This window comes from Kitasatospora sp. NPDC051702 (genome assembly GCF_040681575.1).
GTDB lineage: Bacteria > Actinomycetota > Actinomycetes > Streptomycetales > Streptomycetaceae > Kitasatospora.
In genome coordinates this window covers 134,373-153,592 of the sequence record NZ_JBFAZB010000008.1, presented here as the reverse complement: position 1 = coordinate 153,592, position 19,220 = coordinate 134,373, and the positions used below count along the sequence as shown (strand labels likewise).

The 19,220-nt window shown below is 74.5% G+C and carries 19 protein-coding genes; 9 read left to right on the top strand and 10 right to left on the bottom strand.

All coding sequences use genetic code 11. The features are described from left to right. Positions 1-206 precede the first annotated feature (206 nt). On the top strand, positions 207-608 hold the full coding sequence (locus tag AB0N04_RS10125; protein ID WP_360215760.1) for a hypothetical protein: 402 nt from the start codon (positions 207-209) through the stop codon (positions 606-608). A 57-nt stretch (positions 609-665) separates the two neighbouring features. Here AB0N04_RS10125 and AB0N04_RS10120 read toward each other — a convergent pair whose 3' ends face one another. Then, positions 666-1,091, bottom strand: a complete 426-nt coding sequence (locus AB0N04_RS10120) for a DUF5959 family protein (protein WP_360215763.1) — start codon at positions 1,089-1,091, stop codon at positions 666-668. 283 nt (positions 1,092-1,374) lie between these two features. Here AB0N04_RS10120 and AB0N04_RS10115 point away from each other — a divergent pair, with 283 nt between their 5' ends. Next, positions 1,375-1,713, top strand: coding sequence for a nuclear transport factor 2 family protein (locus tag AB0N04_RS10115; protein ID WP_360215766.1), 339 nt, complete (start codon positions 1,375-1,377; stop codon positions 1,711-1,713). 61 nt (positions 1,714-1,774) lie between these two features. Here AB0N04_RS10115 and AB0N04_RS10110 read toward each other — a convergent pair whose 3' ends face one another. From AB0N04_RS10110 to AB0N04_RS10090, 5 genes are all read right to left on the bottom strand, one after another. Then, a complete protein-coding gene (locus AB0N04_RS10110) occupies positions 1,775-2,209 on the bottom strand; it encodes a hypothetical protein (RefSeq protein WP_360215769.1) in 435 nt (144 codons plus the stop codon). Between the two features lie 89 nt (positions 2,210-2,298). Continuing rightward, positions 2,299-2,979 carry an SGNH/GDSL hydrolase family protein gene (locus AB0N04_RS10105; RefSeq protein ID WP_360215772.1) on the bottom strand — a complete coding sequence of 227 codons (681 nt, stop codon included), beginning with the start codon at positions 2,977-2,979 and terminating at the stop codon, positions 2,299-2,301. A gap of 251 nt (positions 2,980-3,230) precedes the next feature. Beyond that, positions 3,231-4,853, bottom strand: coding sequence for an AMP-binding protein (locus AB0N04_RS10100; protein ID WP_360215775.1), 1,623 nt, complete (start codon positions 4,851-4,853; stop codon positions 3,231-3,233). Between the two features lie 142 nt (positions 4,854-4,995). Further along, positions 4,996-5,460 carry a phage tail protein gene (locus AB0N04_RS10095; protein WP_360215778.1) on the bottom strand — a complete coding sequence of 155 codons (465 nt, stop codon included), beginning with the start codon at positions 5,458-5,460 and terminating at the stop codon, positions 4,996-4,998. 281 nt (positions 5,461-5,741) lie between these two features. Continuing rightward, positions 5,742-6,104 (bottom strand): hypothetical protein, encoded by a 363-nt coding sequence (locus AB0N04_RS10090; RefSeq protein WP_360215781.1) that lies wholly within the window; start codon positions 6,102-6,104, stop codon positions 5,742-5,744. Between the two features lie 100 nt (positions 6,105-6,204). Between AB0N04_RS10090 and sigJ the strand changes: the two genes are divergently transcribed. From sigJ to AB0N04_RS10075, 3 genes are all read left to right on the top strand, one after another. Then, positions 6,205-7,131 (top strand): RNA polymerase sigma factor SigJ, encoded by a 927-nt coding sequence (gene sigJ, locus AB0N04_RS10085; protein ID WP_360215784.1) that lies wholly within the window; start codon positions 6,205-6,207, stop codon positions 7,129-7,131. 161 nt (positions 7,132-7,292) lie between these two features. Continuing rightward, entirely contained in the window at positions 7,293-8,816 is a 1,524-nt protein-coding gene (locus AB0N04_RS10080) for a hypothetical protein (protein WP_360215787.1), read from the top strand. A gap of 276 nt (positions 8,817-9,092) precedes the next feature. Continuing rightward, positions 9,093-10,112, top strand: coding sequence for a YdcF family protein (locus AB0N04_RS10075; RefSeq protein WP_360215790.1), 1,020 nt, complete (start codon positions 9,093-9,095; stop codon positions 10,110-10,112). 124 nt (positions 10,113-10,236) lie between these two features. Here the strand turns inward: AB0N04_RS10075 and AB0N04_RS10070 are convergent, their stop codons facing one another. Further along, positions 10,237-11,022, bottom strand: coding sequence for an NAD(P)-dependent oxidoreductase (locus AB0N04_RS10070; protein WP_360215793.1), 786 nt, complete (start codon positions 11,020-11,022; stop codon positions 10,237-10,239). Between the two features lie 65 nt (positions 11,023-11,087). On the opposite strand from AB0N04_RS10070, the gene AB0N04_RS10065 reads away from it, so the two are divergent. The 3 genes from AB0N04_RS10065 to AB0N04_RS10055 all read left to right on the top strand — a co-directional run bounded on the left by AB0N04_RS10065 (position 11,088) and on the right by AB0N04_RS10055 (position 13,135). Then, entirely contained in the window at positions 11,088-11,984 is an 897-nt protein-coding gene (locus tag AB0N04_RS10065; protein ID WP_360215796.1) for a LysR substrate-binding domain-containing protein, read from the top strand. A gap of 109 nt (positions 11,985-12,093) precedes the next feature. Continuing rightward, positions 12,094-12,294 (top strand): hypothetical protein, encoded by a 201-nt coding sequence (locus AB0N04_RS10060; RefSeq protein WP_360215799.1) that lies wholly within the window; start codon positions 12,094-12,096, stop codon positions 12,292-12,294. 142 nt (positions 12,295-12,436) lie between these two features. Then, positions 12,437-13,135 carry a hypothetical protein gene (locus AB0N04_RS10055; RefSeq protein WP_360215802.1) on the top strand — a complete coding sequence of 233 codons (699 nt, stop codon included), beginning with the start codon at positions 12,437-12,439 and terminating at the stop codon, positions 13,133-13,135. 74 nt (positions 13,136-13,209) lie between these two features. Here AB0N04_RS10055 and AB0N04_RS10050 read toward each other — a convergent pair whose 3' ends face one another. From AB0N04_RS10050 to AB0N04_RS10040, 3 genes are all read right to left on the bottom strand, one after another. Further along, on the bottom strand, positions 13,210-13,962 hold the full coding sequence (locus tag AB0N04_RS10050; protein WP_360215805.1) for a hypothetical protein: 753 nt from the start codon (positions 13,960-13,962) through the stop codon (positions 13,210-13,212). Between the two features lie 370 nt (positions 13,963-14,332). Then, positions 14,333-15,163, bottom strand: coding sequence for a maleylpyruvate isomerase family mycothiol-dependent enzyme (locus tag AB0N04_RS10045; RefSeq protein WP_360215808.1), 831 nt, complete (start codon positions 15,161-15,163; stop codon positions 14,333-14,335). Between the two features lie 113 nt (positions 15,164-15,276). After that, complete coding sequence (locus AB0N04_RS10040) at positions 15,277-16,815, bottom strand: DNA adenine methylase (RefSeq protein WP_360215811.1); 1,539 nt, start codon at positions 16,813-16,815, stop codon at positions 15,277-15,279. A gap of 237 nt (positions 16,816-17,052) precedes the next feature. On the opposite strand from AB0N04_RS10040, the gene AB0N04_RS10035 reads away from it, so the two are divergent. After that, the gene (locus tag AB0N04_RS10035; RefSeq protein ID WP_363363913.1) at positions 17,053-18,930 is read left to right on the top strand and encodes a TnsA endonuclease N-terminal domain-containing protein; all 1,878 of its coding nucleotides are present in this window, start codon (positions 17,053-17,055) and stop codon (positions 18,928-18,930) included. Positions 18,931-19,220 lie beyond the last annotated feature (290 nt).

The window sequence follows — 19,220 nt, the reverse complement described above, 5'->3', positions numbered from 1 at the left end:
AGCCGATCGAGGGGGTGAAGGGGCTGCCGTGACGGGAATGCTAGACCCCCTGCGCCTTCCGGAAAAGGCCTTTTGACCTGCGATTTTCCGGCCGCGGACATGCCAGGCGATCCATCGCCCGACCGGGTGGTGCGCCTGGCGGATAATGGCGGGGCACGGCCCGGCTGCGCCGGCGCACGACCCATCGATCGAGAGGCAGCGGACGGATGACCCTGGAGGAAGGCCGACGCGTCAGGCTGGCCGAGGACATCGGGATCGGCGAGGCGTTCGCCGCCGGCCCCGGGGAGGCCGGGGAGAGCGGCGAGACCGGGGGCGTCGTCGGGTTCCTGTCGCTGGGCGCCGGGATCGAGGGCACCGTCGAGCGGGTGGACGGGGAACTCCCGGAGAGCCACGAGGTCCTCGAGTACCAGCGGCTCAGGTCGCTGTTCGAGGACTACGGGCACACCATGCCGGCCGCGAGCCGGGAACGGCTGGAGGCGCAGATCGCCGTCCTGGAGCCGGAATGGGCCGCCCACCGGGAGCGGGGCAGGCGGGTGACCGTGCGGGTCCGGTGGGACAACGGCTTCGTCCTCGACGGCGCGCACCAGGACGTCCTCACCCCGCTGTGAGGCAGCACGGCCGCATCGGCGGGGCCGCGGCCCGCGGGCGGGCGCCCGGTCGCGGTCTCAGCCGCTCAGCGCGGTGCGCAGCCCGTCGAGCCGGGCGGCGGCGCGGGCGGCCCAGCCGTCGCGAAGGTGCAGCGGCACGCTGACCGTGACCCCGCTCTGCACCGGGTCCCGGATCTCCACCACGAACGGGTCGGCGGCGTACAGCCGCAGGTAGGCGCTGCGGCCGGCCTGGGGCCAGTCGGTGGCGGAGCCGCCCGGCAGGGCGCCGCTCTCCTCGGCCGCGGCGCGGGTGGCCAGGAAGTCGGCGAGGTCGGCGAGGTCGGCCCCGGTGAGGGGCAGTGGCAGCTGTGCGGTGACGAAGCCGGTCGTGATGACGATCTCGGCCTCGTGCCAGCCGTCGCGGCGTCCGCGGCCCGGCCTGTCCTCCAGCTCCACCGTCACGCTCTGCGTGCGGTCCGCGAACCTGATCACCTCGGCCGCCATCTGCGCCCCCTTCGTCCGGACCCGGTCGGGCCGTGCGGCCGGCCCGGTACCGGCATCCTGCCAGGTGCCTCCGACACGGTGCCGCGTGGTCCGTCGGAGGCACCCAGGGCCCCGGTTCCGAGGTCCCGCGTCCGGCGCGGGCGGCGGGTTTGCCGAGCGCCGGGCGAGGTACCTCTGCTGGGTCCGCCCCGGGGGCGCTCGGTCTCCGGGGCTCCTGCTCCGCCGCGGGCGCTCGTCCCGGCGGGACGCTCCCCCACCCACCCGGCCGACAGACGGAGATCGTATGAACGCCAGCCCCGCAAGCGTCGTCGAGGCGGCGTTCCGCTGCTACCGGTCGCAGGACCGGGAGGCCGCCCTGCCGCTGTACGCCGACGACTTCACGTTCACCAGCCCGCAGGACGACCGCATCGACAGGGCCGCGTTCTTCCGGCAGTGCTTCCCCACCGCCGACCGGTTCACGGAGCAGCGGCTGCTGCACGTCACCCCCGCCGACGGGGAGCTCGTCTTCGTCCAGTACGAGTACGAGCTCGCCGACGGCGGACGGTACCGCAACGTCGAGGCGATCACCGTGCGGGACGGCCTGATCCGGGAGGTGCAGGTCTTCTTCGGCGGCAGGGTCTGAACGGCAGGGGTCTCGGCCACGGTGTCGGTCACGGTCCCGGCCCCGGTCTCAGGCCCCGGTCTCAGGCCGCGTCCGCCGGGGGTTGCGGGAGGCGGGCCTCGATCGCCTCGAGGACCGGGCGGTAGGCCTCCTCGGCGGCCCTCATCCGGGTCAGGCACTCGGCGAACAGCCGCCGGGAGCGGGCCTTCCGGTTGGGCATCAGGTCGTAGCGGCGCAGCCGCACCGAGCGAAGGTCCACCATGAGGCCGCTCCTGCAGCGCACGCCGTGGGCGTGGCGCACGACGTCCTCGGCCTCGCGCAGCAACGCCCGGTAGGCGTCGTGGGCCGTCTTCCAGCGGGCGGCCTCCTCCGGGGTGCCGGGCACCTCGACGCCGCGCAGCACCGGGTCGTCGACGTCGTACAGGGTGAACTCGAGCCCCTCGGGCGCCTGGGCCCAGGAGATGACCCGCCACGGCCACGGGATCAGGGTGTAGGTGCGGTGGTGTACGCGTATCACGTGGGCCCCCCGGGGTCTGCGCGCGCCGGCGCCGGGCGCGGTCTGCGCCCGGCGACAGCGTAGAGGCCCGCGGCTCGGCCCGGGCCCGATCACTCGACCAGGCGCAGCCAGGCCTCCGCGAGGGCGGCGTGGCCCGCGGGCGTCGGGTGGACGCCGTCCGCGGCCCAGTGCTCCGGCTCGGTCGTGGTGGCGAGTTCGGCGAACATGCCGTCGGCGGCGAGCAGACGGGCGCCGTACCGGCGGGCGAGCCGGCGGACGGCCTGGATCTTCGGGTCCAGGTCGGCGCGCCACGCGTCGCGCTGCTCCTCCCCGATCCGCACGGCGTCTCCGCCGGGACCTTCACCGGCCTCGACGACGGCCCGGATCGGCAGCAGGAACGGTTCGACGAGGATCAGCCGGGTGCCCGCCTCGGCGAGCGGTGCGAGGAGGCGGTCGTAGTCCGCCTCGAAGCGCTCCGCCGGGATCACGAAGCCCTTCGGGTCGAGGGTGTGCCAGCCCATGTCGTTGACCCCGACCAGGACCGACAGCACGTCCGGGCGCGCGTCGAGCACGTCCCTGCGCCAGCGGGCCTGCAGGTCCATCACCTTGTCGCCCGCGTTCGCGGTGTTCAGCCAGGTCACCGGGCGGTCGGGGTGCCGGTGCCCCCAGGCTCCGGCGACCAGCAGCGGGTAACCGTAGCCGAGGCCGTCCTCGCTCTCGCGGCGTCGGCAGTCGGTGATGGAGTCTCCGGTGAACATCACGGTGCTTCCCGGTCGGATGGCGATCGTCATGCGCGCTCTCCTTCGGTTCGGGGGTGCGGGGGTTCGGGGGTGCGGGCGGTCGGCCTCGGACGGAACCGGGGCGGGGCCCCCGGAGAACATGCCGGACCTCGCCGTCACGGCACCGACGGCCACCGTCACGGCCGCCCGCCGTCACGGCGCTGGCAGTCCCCGGCGGAGCGCCGTCGCCGGACCGACGGCCGTCGGCGGACGCCCGTGCCTGTCACCGCGCCGACGGGCCGCGGTCGGCGCCCTGCACGGACTCAGACCGGAAGGGTGGCGCGCAGGCGCTTCCTGTCGGGTTTGCCCACCGGGGTGAGCGGGATCTCGGGCACCACGTGCAGGGCCTCCGGGGCGTAGATCCGGCCCTTGTGGGCGGTGACGAAGGCGCTGACCTCCGCCAGCTCCGGGTGCCGTCCGGCGGCGGGGACGACCGCGGCGTGGACGTGTTCGGCCTGCTGGGCGTCGCGGACGCCGAAGACGGCGCACTGGGCGATGGACGGGTGGGTGACGAGCAGGTCCTCCAGCTCGGAGGGGTAGACGTGCCCGCCGACCACGATGATCTTGTCGGAGAGGCGGTCGGCCAGGTAGAGGTAGCCGTCCTGGTCGAGGTAGCCGATGTCGCCGGTGTTCAGCCAGCCGTCGCGCAGCACCTCGGCGGTGAGGTCCGGCCGCTTCCAGTACCCCGCCATCAGGGTGCGCGAGCGGACGTGGATCCCGCCCTGCTCACCGGTCGGCAGCTCGGCGCCGTCGGCGGAGCGGATCACCACCTCGACGCCCGGCACCGGGCGGCCGACGGAGATCTGACCGCCGTGCCCGACCCGGTCGTGCTCCTGCGGGCCGAGCACCGCGATGTTCTGCGCCTCCGACATCCCGTAGCCGCTCGCCAGGATCGGCCCGAACACCTTGAGCGCCTCCCTGATCCGGCTCGGCGAGGAGGCGCAGCCGCCGTACAGGACGCGCTGCAGGCTGGACAGGTCGGTGCGGGCGATCGCCGGGTGGTCCAGCAGCCGGTAGAGCAGCGGCGGCAGGACCCACAGATCGGTGATGCGCTCGCGCTCGACCGCGGCCAGCACCTCGCCGGGGTCGAAGGAGCGGTGGATGAACACCCTTCCGCCGTGGTGCAGGGTCAGGTCGGAGAGCACGCCGGCGAAGTGGGCGAGGGAGGTGGCCGCGAGGAGGCGGGGCTCGTCGCCCTCCGGGCCGAAGGGGACGTCGAAGGCCCTGCGGTAGGAGCCGTGCAGGCTGAGGATGCCCTTCGGGACGCCGGTGGTGCCTCCGGTGTGGCGGATGCCGAGGTGGTCGTCCGGGCCGATCCGTACGGCCGGCGGCTCGGCGGGGTGGCGGGCGGAGGCGGCGATCACGTCCTCGCCGATCACGGCCGTGGCGGTCGCGGCCCCGGCGGTCGACGTGGAGGTGGTCGCGGCCCCGGCGGTCGGCGCCGGTCCCGGGCCCAGGGTGAGGACGGTCGGCACGTCGACGAGGGCGAGCAACTCGGGCGCGTCCGCGTACCGTTCGGCGTCCACGAGGAGGACGGTGGTGTCGACGCTGGTGACGATCCGGGCGAGGACCGGCACGCTCATGCCGTCGTACAGGTTGACCGTCCGGGCGCCCGCGATGCCGACCGCGTACCGGGCGCTGAGCGCCTCGGGGGTGTTGCCCGTGAGGAGCGAGACGGTGACGCCCCGGGTGACGCCCCGGGCGACCAGTTCCTGCGCGAGGCGGTAGGTGGCGGCGGCGAACTCGCCGGCGGTGATCGTGACGCCGTCGGCGGTGGTGACGGCCGGCCGGTCGGGGTCGCGGGAGAGGGAGCGGAGGATCAAGGCGGGGGCGCTGATGAACTCCGCGTCGTTCATGGCCACTTCTTCTTTGTAGTTTGCAACCATGTCGACAGGCTAACCCCATCTCCCGCGCGGCGCCGCCATGTTCGGGTCAGAGCGGCACGGGTGGGCCGGCCGGGCCGGCCGGGCCGCGCCGGGCCGCGCCGGGCCGCGCCGGGTGGCGCACCGGCCGGGCCCGGCCCCGGTCTCAGTGCTCGTTCTTGATGACGAAGAAGGAACCGCGGATGGTCCCGGCGAGCTTCGACTTCTGGCGCGCGAACTTGAACCGGGAGGCGAGCTCCTCCGGGACCTCCATCCCGTCCGAGAGCTTGAACCCGACCGCGCGCTTCCCGCCGTCGTCGAGGGTGTACATCACGTTGACCGACAGGCCGCTCTCGTAGAAGACGTAGGCCATCCGGATGCCCGCGACCTCGAACCCGGTGGCCTCCAGGGGCGTGGACGCGATGACGATCTCGCGCTCCTCCCGGAGGATCCGGTGCACCCACTCGACGACGTCCGCGGCCTCGGCCGCGGGCTCCACCGTGAAGACGTGGTCGTACTTGGTCTTGAAGTAGCGGGCCTCGTTCGCCCGCAGACCGGCGAGAGCCTCCGCGACGGGCGACGACTCCAGACCGACGGTCGACACGGTGGTGAAATCCACGGCGTAGGTCATGGCGGATCCCTTCTCTTGGGCGTGGACGGACGACGGGGCCTCCGGCCGTGCGCCGGACACGGAGGCCGGGATCGCGCCCCCGCCGCGGCGCGCCGCGGCACGACGGCTCAGTGGGCTCGACGGGCTCGGCAAGCACGACGGCTCGACGGGCTCGGCGGGCTCGACGGCTCACCCGGGCGGGGGTGCCGTGCGGTGATCCTATGCGGCATCGGCGGGGCCGGCAGGCCGCCGGACGGGGCGTCGCCCGCCTTTCCTCCCCGCGGCTGCCCGCTCCCCCGAGCTCAGCGCCGGGCCAGCGCCAGCACGCTCAGGCCGAACATCAGGACGCCCAGCGGGAGGTGCACCGACGGGACGTGCGCCACCCCGAGCACGACCTGCACGGAGGCCAGGGCCAGGAACCCGGACGCCTGCCAGACGGGCCGCGGCGAGCCGCCGCCCGGCTTCCAGGCCAGCACCGCCGCGAGCACGTACAGCATCGACGCCCCGTACATCACCCGGGCGCCGACGCCGTGCAGCGTCTCCCCGTAGGACGAGGTGAGCAGCAGCCCGGCGGACACCGCCTGGAGGAAGATGGTCAGGGTCTGCAGGGTGACGGCGAAGCGCAGGAACGGGAAGCTGCGCTGTTCTGTCGCCTGGACGGCCATGTCACGGTCCCCTCTTCCCGCCCGCGGGCGGGAGATCGGTAAGGTCTCACCGGTCCGACGAGACGGGCCTGCGAAAGGTCAGACGGGGAGGCGGTCCGGCATGGGGACGACGGGGACGGGCACCGATCCGGTCGCCGGCGAACGGCGGCAACTGATCAACGTCGCCTACCGGCTGCTCGGCTCGCTCACCGAGGCCGAGGACGCCGTCCAGGACGCCTACGCGCGCTGGTACGCCCTGCCGCGGAGCCGGCGGCAGGAGATCCGCTCCCCCGGCGCCTGGCTGTCGACGGTGACCGGCCGCATCTGCCTGGACGTCCTCGGCTCCGCGCGCGCCCGGCGGGAGCGCTACGTCGGCACCTGGCTGCCCGAGCCGCTGCCCGACCTCCGCGAGTGGGACCACCGGCAGACCGCCGACCCCGCCGAGCAGCTGGTCCTGGACGAGTCGGTGGCCATGGCCTTCCTCGTCGTCCTGGAGTCGATGACACCCGCCGAACGGGTGGCGTTCGTCCTGCACGACGTCTTCCGCTACCCCTTCGCCGAGATCGCCGCCGTCCTCGACCGAACCCCGGCGGCCTGCAAGCAACTGGCGTCCTCCGCCAGGCGGCGGGCGGGCGCCACCCGCACCACGGGCGCGGCCGGGCCCACCGGGGCCGGGCGGGGCGACGCGGTACCGGGCGACGTCGTACGGGGCGTCAAGGCGGCCTGGGAGAGCAGGGACATCCCGGCCCTCGTCGACCTCCTCGACCCGGCCGCCGTCATGACCGCCGACGGCGGCGGCATGGTGGGCACCGCCCTGCACCCGATCGAGGGCGGCGCGTGCATCGCCCGGTACATGGTCGCCATCGCCGACCGGGCCCCCGGCCTCGAACTCCTCGAACGGACGGTCAACGGCGCGCCGGGCCTGGTCGCCCACCGCGCCGGCGCCGTCCTCACCGTCGCGGCGTTCGACGTCACGCACCACCGGGTGACCCGGATCTGGGTCGTCCGCAACCCGGAGAAGCTCCGCCCCTGGGCGAGGAACGGCTAGGCAGAGCGGGGGCCCGGACACCGGACCCGTCCAGCGCCCAGTGGTCCAGGGCTCCCCCCGAACCGGCCGGGCCCGATCCTGCGCCGAACCCCCACCGTTTATCGACCGTGTAGTCGGGTCCGCCATGCTCCCGCCCGGCAGCTCGATCCCGAGGGGGCACCTTGTACTACCACTGTGACCGTTGCGGGTACATCCACCGCCACACCGGCGCCCTGGACCAGCACGGCCAGCCGTGCCGCGCCTGCGGCTCCGGCCACCTGCGCCGGGGGCACCCGGACCGCGGCTACCGCCTGACGGACAGCTTCCACGCCGAGCCGTTCAACCTCCCCGTCCCCGCCTACCAACCGGTCCTCACCGGGCAGATGGGCACGCCGGGCGACTTCAACTACTTCTCCGGCGTCGCGGGCCAGTCCTTCCTCCAGTTCGTCCGCCAGCGCACCTGCTACGTCGGCCGGCTCACCAACCTCTCGGTGCCGCGGGCGAACCAGTTCGGCTGGCTGTCGCCGTACACCGGCAACAAGCACAACCGCTCGCACTTCACGCAGTTGGTGCTCGCGCACGTCGCCCGCGCCAAGTTCGCCGACAACAAGGGCCGGCTGCCCCGGCTGATCGAGCCGTTCGTCGGATCCGGGCAGATCTTCCTCAACTCCTCCTGCTGGGGCCAGGCGATCAACGACGGCATACCGCTGTTCCGGTCCGTCCTGGCGGGCGACCTCAACCACTACGTGGTCGTCGCGTACCGGCTGATGCAGCAGTACGGCTCCTCCTTCGTCACGCGCTACGTCAAGCAGGCGGTGATCTGGGACTGCAACGACCAGGCCCTGATCTACCACCAGCTGATCACCGACCTCCACGAGGGCAAGGCGGTGCTCCGCGACCCCGACGCGGACCCCGCGCACGTGCTGAAGACCGTCTTCAAGTACATCTGGCTGGTCAACCGCTGCGTGCACGGCACCAAGCTCACCGACACCGGCGGCCTGGTCGGCACCCCCCGCGGCCTCTCCGAGGACCAGCTCGACGAGCTGCGCGAGCGGGAGCGGGCACGGCTCGGTGCGGTGGTCGCCCAGGTGCTGGCCGTCGACTTCTCGGTCGAGTGGCAGGACTTCCGGCTGACCTGCGCGGAGGCGGAGCCGACCGACGTCGTCGTGATGGACTGCCCGTTCCCGGCGTTCACCACCCTGGTGCCCCCGCTCGGCCACCCCTCGCCGGAGACCTTCCACGCGCAGGCCGCGCACACCTACGGGGTCGGGGACGACGGCGCCGCACTCCAGAAGGCCATCCTGGAGGCCGCGGCGGCCCTGGTGGCGAAGGGCACGACCGTCATCCTCTGCAACTTCGCGAACCCGGGCCTGATCCGGGCGTACTCCGAGCTGGTCCAGAACGGCGTGGCGACCGAGGACCTCAAGTACTTCACCTACACCTACCGTTCGCCCAGCACCACCAGCGAGGCGTACCAGCTGACCATCCTCCCCGGCCTCGGGAACGCCAACGTCACCCGCGTCCCCACCACCCTGCTGCCCGCCTGGCTGGCCTGCGGCGGCGACGACGTGGCGCAGCAGGAGTTCTTCGTCCCGCGGCAGCGCGTCCTCACCGCCGCGGACCGGGCCTACCAGGACGCACACGACGCGTCCGAGGAGGAACGCCAGAACGAGGGCTCGGACTACGAGATGAGCCTGGAGGACTAGGGTCTCATTCCGGCCCGGGTTCCGTCCGGGTGGTCATGTGCGGAGCCGGATGACGAGGGGTGCTGCGGTGCCGGTGCCGGGGTAGACGTAGCAGGGTGCACCGTCCGGCGCATGCCTCGGCGGGGCCGGGGCAGGAGCATGCCGTCGCCGACCGGCCGCCACCGCGTGCGCCGGGGCGTCCCTGCGCGAGCGGGCTCGGGCGGCGTGGACTCCGGTCCCGCCGTCCGAGCCCGCTCGCCGGAACCGTGCTTCGAACCGTGAACACTGCGAGGAACCATGACGGCCTTCCCCTTCTCCCTCTCCTGGCTCGTGGCCGTACTGCTCCTGCTGCTCTTCGTCCAACGCTTCCGCGGTGACCAGCGCCGTTTCGGGAACGGAGTCCTGCTGGGCCTGTGCACGCTGGTCCTGCTGGTCGGCGCGGCCCTCGAGCTCGACCGCCTCCCCCGCCCGGTGGCCCGGGCGGTGACGGGCGGCATCGTCGTCGGCGCGGTGCTGAGCGCGGTGGTCGTCTCCGGGCTCCTGCTGGCGACCGGTGTCCGGATGGTCCGCGCCGAAGGCGGCCGGCTGGCGAACCTGCTCTCCCTCCTGGCCGGGTCGGCGATCCTGGCGGCCCTCGGACTCCTGGTGGCGTGCGCCCGCGCCGAGGACGGCCCCTTCCGCGCCGTGGCCACCGCGGCCCTGCTGGTGGCCGGCTACCTGTCGTTCCTCCTCGTCTGCTTCGTCGGGTACGCGCTCCTCTACCAGCGGGTGGCGACGCACCGCCCGGTCGACTTCGTGGTCGTGCTCGGGGCCGGGCTGACGAACGGATCCACCGTCCCGCCCCTGCTGGCGGCGCGGCTGGACCGGGCCCTGGCCCTCGTCCGCTCGCAGGCGGCGCGCGGGCGGACGCCCGTCCTCCTGGTCTCCGGCGGCAAGGGCTCGGACGAGCGGCTCTCGGAGGCCGAGGCGATGGCGGAGTACCTGACGGCGCGCGGCGTACCGGGCGAACGCATCGTGCAGGAACGCTCGTCGACGAACACCCGGGAGAACCTGGAGTTCAGCCGGGCCATGATGGAACGGCTCCGGCCCGGCTACCGCTGCGTCGTCGTCACCAATGACTTCCACGCGCTGCGGGCCGCCATCACCGCGCGCCGTGCCGGGGTGCGGGGCGAGGCCGCCAGCGCCCCCACGGCGGCCTACTACTGGCCCAATGCGACGCTGCGGGAGTTCGCCGCCGTCCTGACCGCCTACCCCGTCACGAACCTGGCGGTCTGCGCGGTACTCGCCGTCGCCGGGGCGCGGGCCGCCTGGAGCTGACCGGCGCCGACACCGGACCGCCCGTCCCGGGCCCCTGCCCGGACCTCGTACGGCCGCACGGCGGTACCCGGATGCGCACGCGGCGGCGGCTCCCTTCACCGGGCGCACCCGTCCGGCCTCCCGCCTACCCGCGGCGGAGGGAGCCCACCACCGCGGACAGGTCCCGGTCGGCGATCGACGGGTCCGCCAGGAGCACCGCGCGGGCCGCCGACAGGACCGGACCGCCGCCCGCCAGGGCGAGGTCCTTGGCGGCCAGGCGGACCGGGAAGTCCGCGTCCGTGCTGAGCGCCCGGGCCACCACCCCCGCGAGCGGCCCGGCTGCCAGCACCCCCTGCGCCAGCTCGTGCGGCACGCCCAACTCCTCGGCCACCGCCAGGACTTCGCCGACGACCGTGACCGAGGCGACGATCGCGCCGATCACCACCACCTTCAACGCCGCGCCCGACCCCGGCCCGCCGCAGCGCCGCACCCGGCCCAGCAGCTCCAGGACGGGCTGCGCGACGTCGAGGTCGGCGTCCGTGCCGCCCGCGAACACCACCAGGTCGCCCGTCGCCGCCGGGCCCACGCTGCCGACCACCGGCGCGTCCACCAGTCCGACGCCGTCGGGGAGTCCTGCACGCAGCCCGGCGGTGGCGTCCGGGCCGATCGAGGACATGTCGATCCACAGCGTGCCCGGCGCCAGCTCCGGCACGAACCGCCCGGCCACGTCGGCGACGGCCTGCGGGTCGGACAGCATGGTGACGACGACGTCCGCGCCCCGCACCGCCGCTGCGGGCGTGGCGGCCTCGACGAGGCCGTCGGCACGGCCGGGGGAACGGTTCCAGACGGTCAACGGGTGTCCGGCGGCGGCGAGTCGGCGGGCCATCGGCAGGCCCATCCGGCCCAGCCCCAGAAAAGCGATCTTCTTCATGGCCACCACGCTAGGCAGTCGCCACCCAGGCGACAAACGAATGTCTCGCATGGTACCCATGCTGGATGGACATGGCTTGGCTGGACGTCTTCCGCACCGTCGCACACCTCGGCTCCTTCACCGCCGCCGGTGAGCGGCTGGGCTTCACCCAGTCCGCGATCTCCCGCCAGATCGCCACCCTGGAAGCCGAGTTGGGCACTCCGCTGTTCGACCGCCTGCCCCGCGGCGTACGGCTCACCGAACACGGCCACGCCCTGCTGCCGCACGCCGAAGCCCTGTTGGACCGCCTCGACAGCACCCGGCGGGACCTGGCCGCGCTCACCGAACTCACCGCCGGACGACTCCGGGTGGGCGCCTTCGACAGCGCCAACGCGGCCCTCGTCCCCGGCGCCCTGGCCGCGTTCCGCACCGCGCACCCGCAGGTGGCGATCAGCCTCACCGAAGGCCTTTCGGCGCACCTGCTCGACCTGCTCGGCACCGGCACGATCGACCTCGCGGTCGTCGCCTCGTACGCGGAGGACGCCTACGACCGCGAACGGTTCGAGCTGCAACCGCTGCTGGCGGATCCCGTACTGGTCGCACTCCCCCGGGGCCACCGCCTCGCCCGCCGACGGCGCCTGCGCCTGGTCGAACTCGCCGACGAGTCCTGGATCGCCGCCAGCCGTCACGCCGAGTCCACCCTCCTCGCGGCGTGCCTGCGCAGCGGCTTCCAGCCCCGGATCGAGTACGCCGTCGCCGCCTGGACCGCCAAACTCGGCCTGGTCGCCGCCGGGCTGGGCCCGACGCTGATCCCCTCCCTCGCCGCCCGGGCCGCCCGCGCCGACCTCGCCCTCGTCCCCCTCCACCCCGACGACACGCCCGTCCGGCACGTCTACACGGCCACCCGGCGCGGGCAGCGCCCACCGCCCGCGGCGGCGGCCTTCGCGGACCTCCTGCGGGCGGCGGCGGAGGCACGGCAGTAGCGGAGCTCCCGGCCGGCGGCGTTTCGCGAGGTCGGGCTTGGCCTGCACGGGGCGGGCTGAGACGATCGGCGGAGCCGTGTCGACCGACACGACGGAGACGGGAAGAAACATGATCAGTCTCGTACTGGTGGGCGCCCTGGTGCTCGCCGTCGGCGGGTGCGTGTGCGTGGTGTGGGCGGAGCGCGGCGGGCCGCCGTGGGTCCGGACCGTGGCGACCGTGACCCTCGCCGCTGGCGAGTTGGTGCGCCTGGTCGGCCGGAACCGGCGGCGGAGCATCAGGCGGAACACCAACAGTGGCGGCGGTGACTAAGGCTGTGGCTGAGGGGCGCTGAGGCGGACCGGACCCGCGCGCCCGGGGAACGCCGGCGCCGGGGGCCATCCCGGGGATCCCGCGTGGCGTGTCGGGCGGCGCACCGCGCGGCACCGACGGGGCGGCGAGGTCAGAATGAGGCATGCGAGCAAGCCCCGACCCGGCCGGTCCGCCGCCGGTGGCACCCGGTCAGGCCGCCGAGCGCGGCGAGCACTGGTGGCCTGTGGCGTCGGCCGTCACCGCCACCGCGCTCCTCCATGTGGCCCTGCCCACGACGTACCGGCTGGACCCCGTCTGGGTGGTCCCGGTGGTCATGTTCACCCTGCTGGTGACACTGATCGTCGGCGACCCGGGGAGGATCGACCGTCAGAAGGTCTGGCTGCGGGTGGTCACCGAGACCATGATCGCCTTCGTCACCGGCTCGAACCTGTACGCCGGGGTCCACTTGGTCTCCGACATCCTGACCAACAACAAGCTGTTCGCCAACAACGCCACCGGCCTGCTGGCCACCGGCGGCGTGACCTGGGCGACCAATGTGATCGCCTTCGCGCTCTGGTACTGGGACCTGGACCGCGGCGGCGCCGCCGCCCGCGCCCACCGGCCCTCGACGAAACCGGCGTTCGTGTTCCCCGAGATGCAGCACACGGGCCACGCGCCGGCCGACTGGGTGCCGCGCTTCATCGACTACCTGTCGCTGTCGTTCTGGACGGCGACCGCGTTCAGCCCGACCGACGTCTCCGCGATCAAGCCGTGGGCCAAACTGCTGATGATGGTGGAGGCCGCGACCTCCCTGATCGTGGCCACCCTGGTGATCGCCCGCGCGATCAACATCCTGCAGTGAGCGGGACGCGGCCCCGGCGACGGAGGCCGGGGCCGTCGGCCCGCGAGCCGACCTGCCGGCCGGACTCCGGCACCTCAGGGCAGCAGGAGCCCCCAGTAGCCCGCCCACGGGACGAACACCGCGCTGGACAGCAGGAGCAGGCCGAGCCGGGCCCGACAGCCGGACGACAGGGCGCGGTGCCCGCGCAGGCCACCGACCGCGGCGAGGCCGGACGCGCCGACGGCGAAGACGGCGCACAGCTGCAGGGCCGCCCAGACGACGGGGCGGCCGAGCAGCACCGGCCCGGTCAACTGTGCGGCGGTGACCGCCAGGAACAGCAGGTAGCCGAGCGCGCCCACGGTGGCCGCCGATCCGGCCAGCGACCCCACCCAGGCCCCCTCCGAGAGCCCCCAGAGACCGACCCGGGACGGCTGGACGCCCGGACGGGAGCGCAGCGCCGCGACGGCGGCGAGGGCGTCGTCCGCGAGCTTCCCGTAGTCCCGGCGGGTGGTCGAGTAGCCGGCGGTGCGCTTGTCGTAGACCAGCGTCGTGACGCCGCGCCGCGCGTACGCCGCCGCGGCGTCCTCCAGGTCGGTCACCGTACCGGGGCCGGCTCCGCCGACCATCACGAGGCCCGGCCCACCGGTGCCGGAGGGTGCGGGCGGGGCCAGCACGACCCCGTGCAGCACGGTGCCGTCGGCGCTCGCGAACGAGACCTCCGACCGCGCCGGATCACCCGCCCCGGCTGCCGCGACCGCCGGGGCCGCCGGGGCCGCCGGGGCCGCCGGGGCCGCGGACGGTGCAGCGACGGCTGTGGGTGCCAGGAGCGCCAGGAGCGCCGCCAGCAACCCGAGTAGCGGGAGCAGCGCCCGCAACGGGAGCAGCGGGAGTGCCGACGGCCCGGTGGCTCCGACTCTCCGGTGTCCTTCCCTCGTCCGAACCGCCCGCGCGTGGATCCCCGTACCTGTCACCCTGTCCTCCAGCACCGTGTCCGGGCCCCCATGGCCGGTGTGTCAGTGCTCCGATCCTTCTCCCGCACGGGGCCGACGGGCATGGCGACGGCACCCGGATCCGGGGTGGGGACAACCTCCGTAGCGTGGTGCCGAAGCCGCGCGGTCAGCGGGCAGTCGCGGTCAGGGGGCGGCCGCCGTCAGCGGGCGGCCGCCGTCAGCGGGCGGCCGCCGTCAGCGGGCGGCCGCCGTCAGGGGGCGACCGCCGTCAGGGGGCTGCGAAGAGGCGGGGGAAGGCTGGGGCCAGCCAGGGGCGGCGGCCCCAGGCGAGGACCTTGCCGCGGGTGAGGGCGGCGGTGGCGGTGTAACGGCCGAGGGCGATCAGGAGGAAGGCGACCGGCTCGGTGAGGATCGTGCAGTCCGGCCGGCGCGGCGGCTCCTGGGTGACCACGGCCGCGCCGTCGGTGAAGGTCACCGCGAATCCGCGCAGGCCGCGGATCCGCAGCCGGTAGCAGGCGTTGTGACCGGCCGCGGTGCGGGCGTCCGTGACCCGGGGCATGGCGGTGCGCAGGAACGGCAGGGCCAGCTCGACCCGGTGCCGGTCGATCGGGTGCGGCCGCCCGAGGGCGACGGCGATGTCGTAGAGGTGGCCGAGCATGTGGGTCAGCAGGTAGGCGCCGAGGGTGTCCAGGTCCATCGGGCCGAGCGGGGTCCGCACCGGCTCGGTGCCGGCGCGGGGGCCGGCCGCCGCCGTGAACTCCCGTGCCCACCGGGCGATCTGTGCGCCGAGCAGGTCCGGGTCCCGCTCCGGGCGGGCGGCCAGCGAGGCCTCGTTCGCCGCGGCCAGCGAGCCCGGGGTGCCGTCCCCGTAAGGGCGTTCCTCGCCGGCGGCCAGGGCGGCCATCAGCTCGTTGGCCATCGCGAGGTGGGCGGCGGCCTCGGCGACCGTCCACTCGGCACCGGGTATCGGGGTGTCGCCGCGGCAGCCGGCGAGCAGGGCGACGGTCTCGTCGCCGACCGCGGTGAGCGCCTCGAAGAGCGCGACGCGCGCGTCGCCGGGGCGGCGGCCGGGGCCGTGGGGCGGGAGCGGGAGGGTCATGGTGGTGAAGACTGACCGACTCCGGCGGCCCTGTCCAGAGCCGTGGCGGGGCGGGGCGGCCGTGCGTCGTCGCTGCTCCGCGTGCGGGACACCGGCCGGTGTCCCGACGCCCGTCAGACGTCGTCGAAGGACTCGTCCTCGTCGCCGCTCACCACGTACTCGGTCTGGGCCTCCTGGCGGAGCTGCTCGCGCCGGGCGTGGCGGACGTCGTCCTCGTCCTCCTCCATGGCGAAGACGCCGGTGTCCCGGAAGAACTCCTCGTTCAGCGCGTCGTCGCCGCCGGCGCGCACCCAGTCGGCCAGGATCCGCTGCGGGCTCAGCGCGACCGCCGGGTTGCCGCGGCCCGGCAGGAGGGTCAGCTGGTAGGCCTCGCTGGTCGTGGTGGGCGAGCGGTAGGTGTACGTGTAGTGGCGGGCCTCGGCGCCGTCCGGGAGGCGGCCGAGGAGTCTCGCGTAGGCCTGCACCAGGCCGGGGTTGGCGAAGTTGCAGACCAGGACGGTCGTGCCGCGCTCGACGAGTTCGCGGACGGCGGCGACGATGCTGGTCTGGAACGCGGCTCCGTCGTTCCCGGTGCCGTAGGTGGCGGCGGACTGGGAGCCGAAGGTCTCGGGGCTGGCCAGGAAGCCGGGCGGGACGGAGTTGCTGAACTTGGGGAACGGGCAGTCCAGGAAGACGACGTCCTCACGGCCGGCGAGGTCGCACGTCGTCCGGAAGTCGCGGCAGGCGAAGTCCTCGATGCCGGCGGTGCCGCAGAGTTCGGCGATCGCGGTGAGCGTGGCCGTCTCGCGGGCGCGGATGGCGGCGAGGCGCCGGCCCGCCTCAGGGTTGAACGTGCCCTGCACGCCGCCGCCTTCGGAGAGCTTGGTCCCGCGGGTGCAGCGGTTGACCAGCCAGATGTAGGCGCTGACGGACCGCCGGGCGGAGACCGGGTAGGCGTCGGTCTCGGCGATCTCCCGCCGGCCGTTGGCCTCCAGGTGGTCCAGCAGGCGGCGGTAGGTGTCCGCCGGCGCCTCGTCCCACCGGGCCGCGCGCTCGCCGTACTCCCTGACGAAGTCGCCGCCGTGCTCCACCAGCGCCCGGTAGGCGCCGAGCACGTACGGGTTGAGGTCGCCGGCGACGACCGAACGGAACAGCCGCATACCGTCGTTGAGGCCGGGGCCGAAGGCGGTGGCGTTGAGGAAGACCTGCCCGGAACCGACGAACGGCTCGATCAGCCGCGGGAACCTCCCGCCGTTGTCGGTGAACTTGGCCCGGGCGACGCGGGCGATCACGAGCTGGGTGAAGTGCGCCCGGTTGTGCATGTTGCCGGTGTACGGGGACAGCCAGGCGAAGCGCCCCGGTTCGGGCATCCAGAGGTTGGTCATCCGGCCCACGTAGCAGCTGTTGGCACGGACGAACGCCTCGTACGCCCGGCCGTTCCCGGCGGCGAAGTAGTGGAAGCTCGTCGGGTCGTCCATCTCGCCCGTCCCGAACGGGACGTACGGGACCTGCATGTCGCGCGGGACGGGGACGCCCTGGACGACGGTGAAGCCGCGCGCCGGGACGCCGTTGCGCATCCGGCCGTGGACGCAGACGGCGCACGGGACGCCGTCCTGGTTCATCGCCCCGGTGTAGTCGCGCTCGAAGCCGCAGCGGTCGCAGTGGATGTGCATGATCCCCCTCAGGAGTCCGAACCCCGGTCATGCGTGGGAGACGACCCGAGGGTCCGTCTTCGGACCCGCGTCCGCGGGGCGACGGGGGTCCGAGGACCGACCCTAGAAGCCGCGCGCGCGGAGCGGAACGGGTATCACGGCACCGGCCGGGTGGACGGGGGCCAACGGCTCCCGCGTGCGCGGAAGGGCGCGCGCCGGGGCATACTCCAGCCTGTTGTCACGAGCCGTGGGGGGACTGTGCAGGAACGTTCGACCGGTCCGAGGTCGGGTCAGCCGTGGGACGGCGCGGAGGACGCCCGGCTGCTGGAGGGGGCGCGGCAGGGCCTGGGCCTCGACGGACTCGCCGCCCGGCACGGCCGCACCGTCGGCGCGATCCGCGCTCGGCTGGCCCGGCACGTGCCGCTCGCCGGGGCCACCGACGAGGAGCTGCTGCGGTGGGTGAGGTCCTCCTCCCCCGGGCCGGACGCCGCCGGCGCGGGCCGGGGCGGCGAACCGGGCGGCACGGACAGGGACCGCGAGCCCGGCGGCACGGACTGGAACCGCGGGCCCGGCGGCACGGACCGGGACCCCGGGCCCGGGCACGACGCGCCCGCCGCACCGGACCGGCCGGATCCCGCCGCGGCCGAGGTCCTCGCCCAGTGGCAGCAGCTGACCGGGCACGCCCTCGCCCCCGAGCGCCGGGCCGTCTTCCTCGCCCGCCCGGCGCTCGCAACGCTCGCCGTCGTCGACGAGGCGGTCCGCCTGGACGCCGGACGGCGCCTGTGGCGGGAGACCGGTCAACTGCTCCTGGAAGACTGGTCGTTGGAGTGCCGATGCCCGGGCGCCGCCACGCTCGACCCGCCGTGGAGCGCCGTCGCCGGGCACGACGAGGACACCGCACTGATCCTGCGCGAGCTGCTGGCCGCGGCCGTCGACGAGATCCCCGGGGAACGCGACCGCCGGATCCTGGCCCGCCGGTTCGGCGTGGGCGACCACGAGGCCCAGAGCCTCGGGCAGATCGGTGCCGCCCACGGGCTCTCCCGCGAGCGCGTCCGCCAGCTGCAGAACAGGGCCGTGCGCGCGATGGCCCGCAGCACCGCTCCCGCCATCGCCCGGCTCCGCGCCCTCCTCGCCGGGCTCGGACGGCTGGACGGACCCCTTCCCGAGGACGACGGTCCGTCCGGTGCCGAGCGGATGCTCGACCTGGCGCAGGTCCTGGTGCCGTCCTTGGCACCGCGCCAGGCCGTCGCCCTGCTGGCCGCCCTGGCCGGGGTCCGCAGGGCACCCGCCGACGACCTCGCGGCGCGGGCCGTGGCAGTCCGTGCGCTGCGCCACGACGCACAGCGCCGCGAGGCCACCCTGCAGAAGCGCGTCGAACGGGCCTTCGCCCGGTGGGAGCGCCTCGCGGAGTTCGTGCGGTGGTTCGGCGCACCCGGGAGCGCTCCCCCGCGCAGCGAGCTGACCGCACTGCGCCAGGCCCACGACGAGGACCCGCGCTCCGGTTCCTGGCACTGCCCCAAGCTCGGCCGGGACGTCGCGTACGAGTCGGATCCCGAGCTCCAGTTGATCCAACTCCTCTCCCACGCACCGCAGATCGCCTACTACCAGGAGCAGCCGCTGGCCATCGGCTACGACTTCGACGGGCGCGCCCGCACCTACTTCCCCGACCTGCTCGTCGCCACCGCCGACGGGCGCTGCGTCCTGGTCGAGGTCAAGGCGCTCTTCGAGATGGCCACCGCCGTCAACATCGCCAAGTACCGCGCCCTGGAGGGGCTGTGCCGCGAGCGCGGCTGGGGCCTGCTGGTCACCGACGGGCACCGTAGCCGTGCCCTGATCGAGGAACACCGACCGGACCCGGTCCTCGTCGACCGGATCGGCCCGCTGCTGACGGAGGGAGCGGTGCTGGGCTGGCCGCACGTGGTCGCCGCGGTCGGCGGGCAGCGCCCGCCCTGGCTGGACTTCACCGCCCTGGTACTGAGCCAGGGATGGGACTGGCGCACCCGGCCGTTCCGGCTGAGCGCCGGTGCCGCCGCGACGGCCACGACCGGCACGCCTGCCACCGCCGGCCGGGGCTCCGGAACCGACTCGATCGTCGACGCCCCCGCCACCCGCCCGACCCGGCCCCTCCCGAACTGACCCCCGTCCCGCTCCCCGTCCCCCGCTCCGCGTAACCCGCGCCCGCTCCCCGTCCCCCGCTCCGCGTAACCCGCGCACCGTCACCCCGGCACCGGCCTCCGACGGCCCGACCGCCCTCCCGCCCCGGAAGGGCGGTCGGGCCGTTTCCAGGTCCGCGCCACCCTGCCGCTGGACGGATCCGTCCAGTACCGCTTCCGTCCAGTCGGAGGCCCTTCCACCCGCGCTGAGCTGCGACGACAGTAGTCATCGCCACCAGGGCCCACCGCCCGGGCGGCACCGGGCGAGGCGTC

Excerpts from the sequence above, each read along its gene's own strand:
- sigJ (WP_360215784.1), top strand. The coding sequence starts at position 6,205 with ATGGGGACGACGGGGACGGGCACCGATCCGGTCGCCGGCGAACGGCGG.
- AB0N04_RS10075 (WP_360215790.1), top strand. The coding sequence starts at position 9,093 with ATGACGGCCTTCCCCTTCTCCCTCTCCTGGCTCGTGGCCGTACTGCTC.
- AB0N04_RS10065 (WP_360215796.1), top strand. The coding sequence starts at position 11,088 with ATGGACATGGCTTGGCTGGACGTCTTCCGCACCGTCGCACACCTCGGC.
- AB0N04_RS10120 (WP_360215763.1), bottom strand. The coding sequence starts at position 1,091 with ATGGCGGCCGAGGTGATCAGGTTCGCGGACCGCACGCAGAGCGTGACG.
- AB0N04_RS10090 (WP_360215781.1), bottom strand. The coding sequence starts at position 6,104 with ATGGCCGTCCAGGCGACAGAACAGCGCAGCTTCCCGTTCCTGCGCTTC.
- AB0N04_RS10105 (WP_360215772.1), bottom strand. The coding sequence starts at position 2,979 with ATGACGATCGCCATCCGACCGGGAAGCACCGTGATGTTCACCGGAGAC.
- AB0N04_RS10095 (WP_360215778.1), bottom strand. The coding sequence starts at position 5,460 with ATGACCTACGCCGTGGATTTCACCACCGTGTCGACCGTCGGTCTGGAG.
- AB0N04_RS10070 (WP_360215793.1), bottom strand. The coding sequence starts at position 11,022 with ATGAAGAAGATCGCTTTTCTGGGGCTGGGCCGGATGGGCCTGCCGATG.
- AB0N04_RS10045 (WP_360215808.1), bottom strand. The coding sequence starts at position 15,163 with ATGACCCTCCCGCTCCCGCCCCACGGCCCCGGCCGCCGCCCCGGCGAC.
- AB0N04_RS10115 (WP_360215766.1), top strand. The coding sequence starts at position 1,375 with ATGAACGCCAGCCCCGCAAGCGTCGTCGAGGCGGCGTTCCGCTGCTAC.
- AB0N04_RS10125 (WP_360215760.1), top strand. The coding sequence starts at position 207 with ATGACCCTGGAGGAAGGCCGACGCGTCAGGCTGGCCGAGGACATCGGG.
- AB0N04_RS10060 (WP_360215799.1), top strand. The coding sequence starts at position 12,094 with ATGATCAGTCTCGTACTGGTGGGCGCCCTGGTGCTCGCCGTCGGCGGG.
- AB0N04_RS10100 (WP_360215775.1), bottom strand. The coding sequence starts at position 4,853 with ATGGTTGCAAACTACAAAGAAGAAGTGGCCATGAACGACGCGGAGTTC.
- AB0N04_RS10055 (WP_360215802.1), top strand. The coding sequence starts at position 12,437 with ATGCGAGCAAGCCCCGACCCGGCCGGTCCGCCGCCGGTGGCACCCGGT.
- AB0N04_RS10040 (WP_360215811.1), bottom strand. The coding sequence starts at position 16,815 with ATGCACATCCACTGCGACCGCTGCGGCTTCGAGCGCGACTACACCGGG.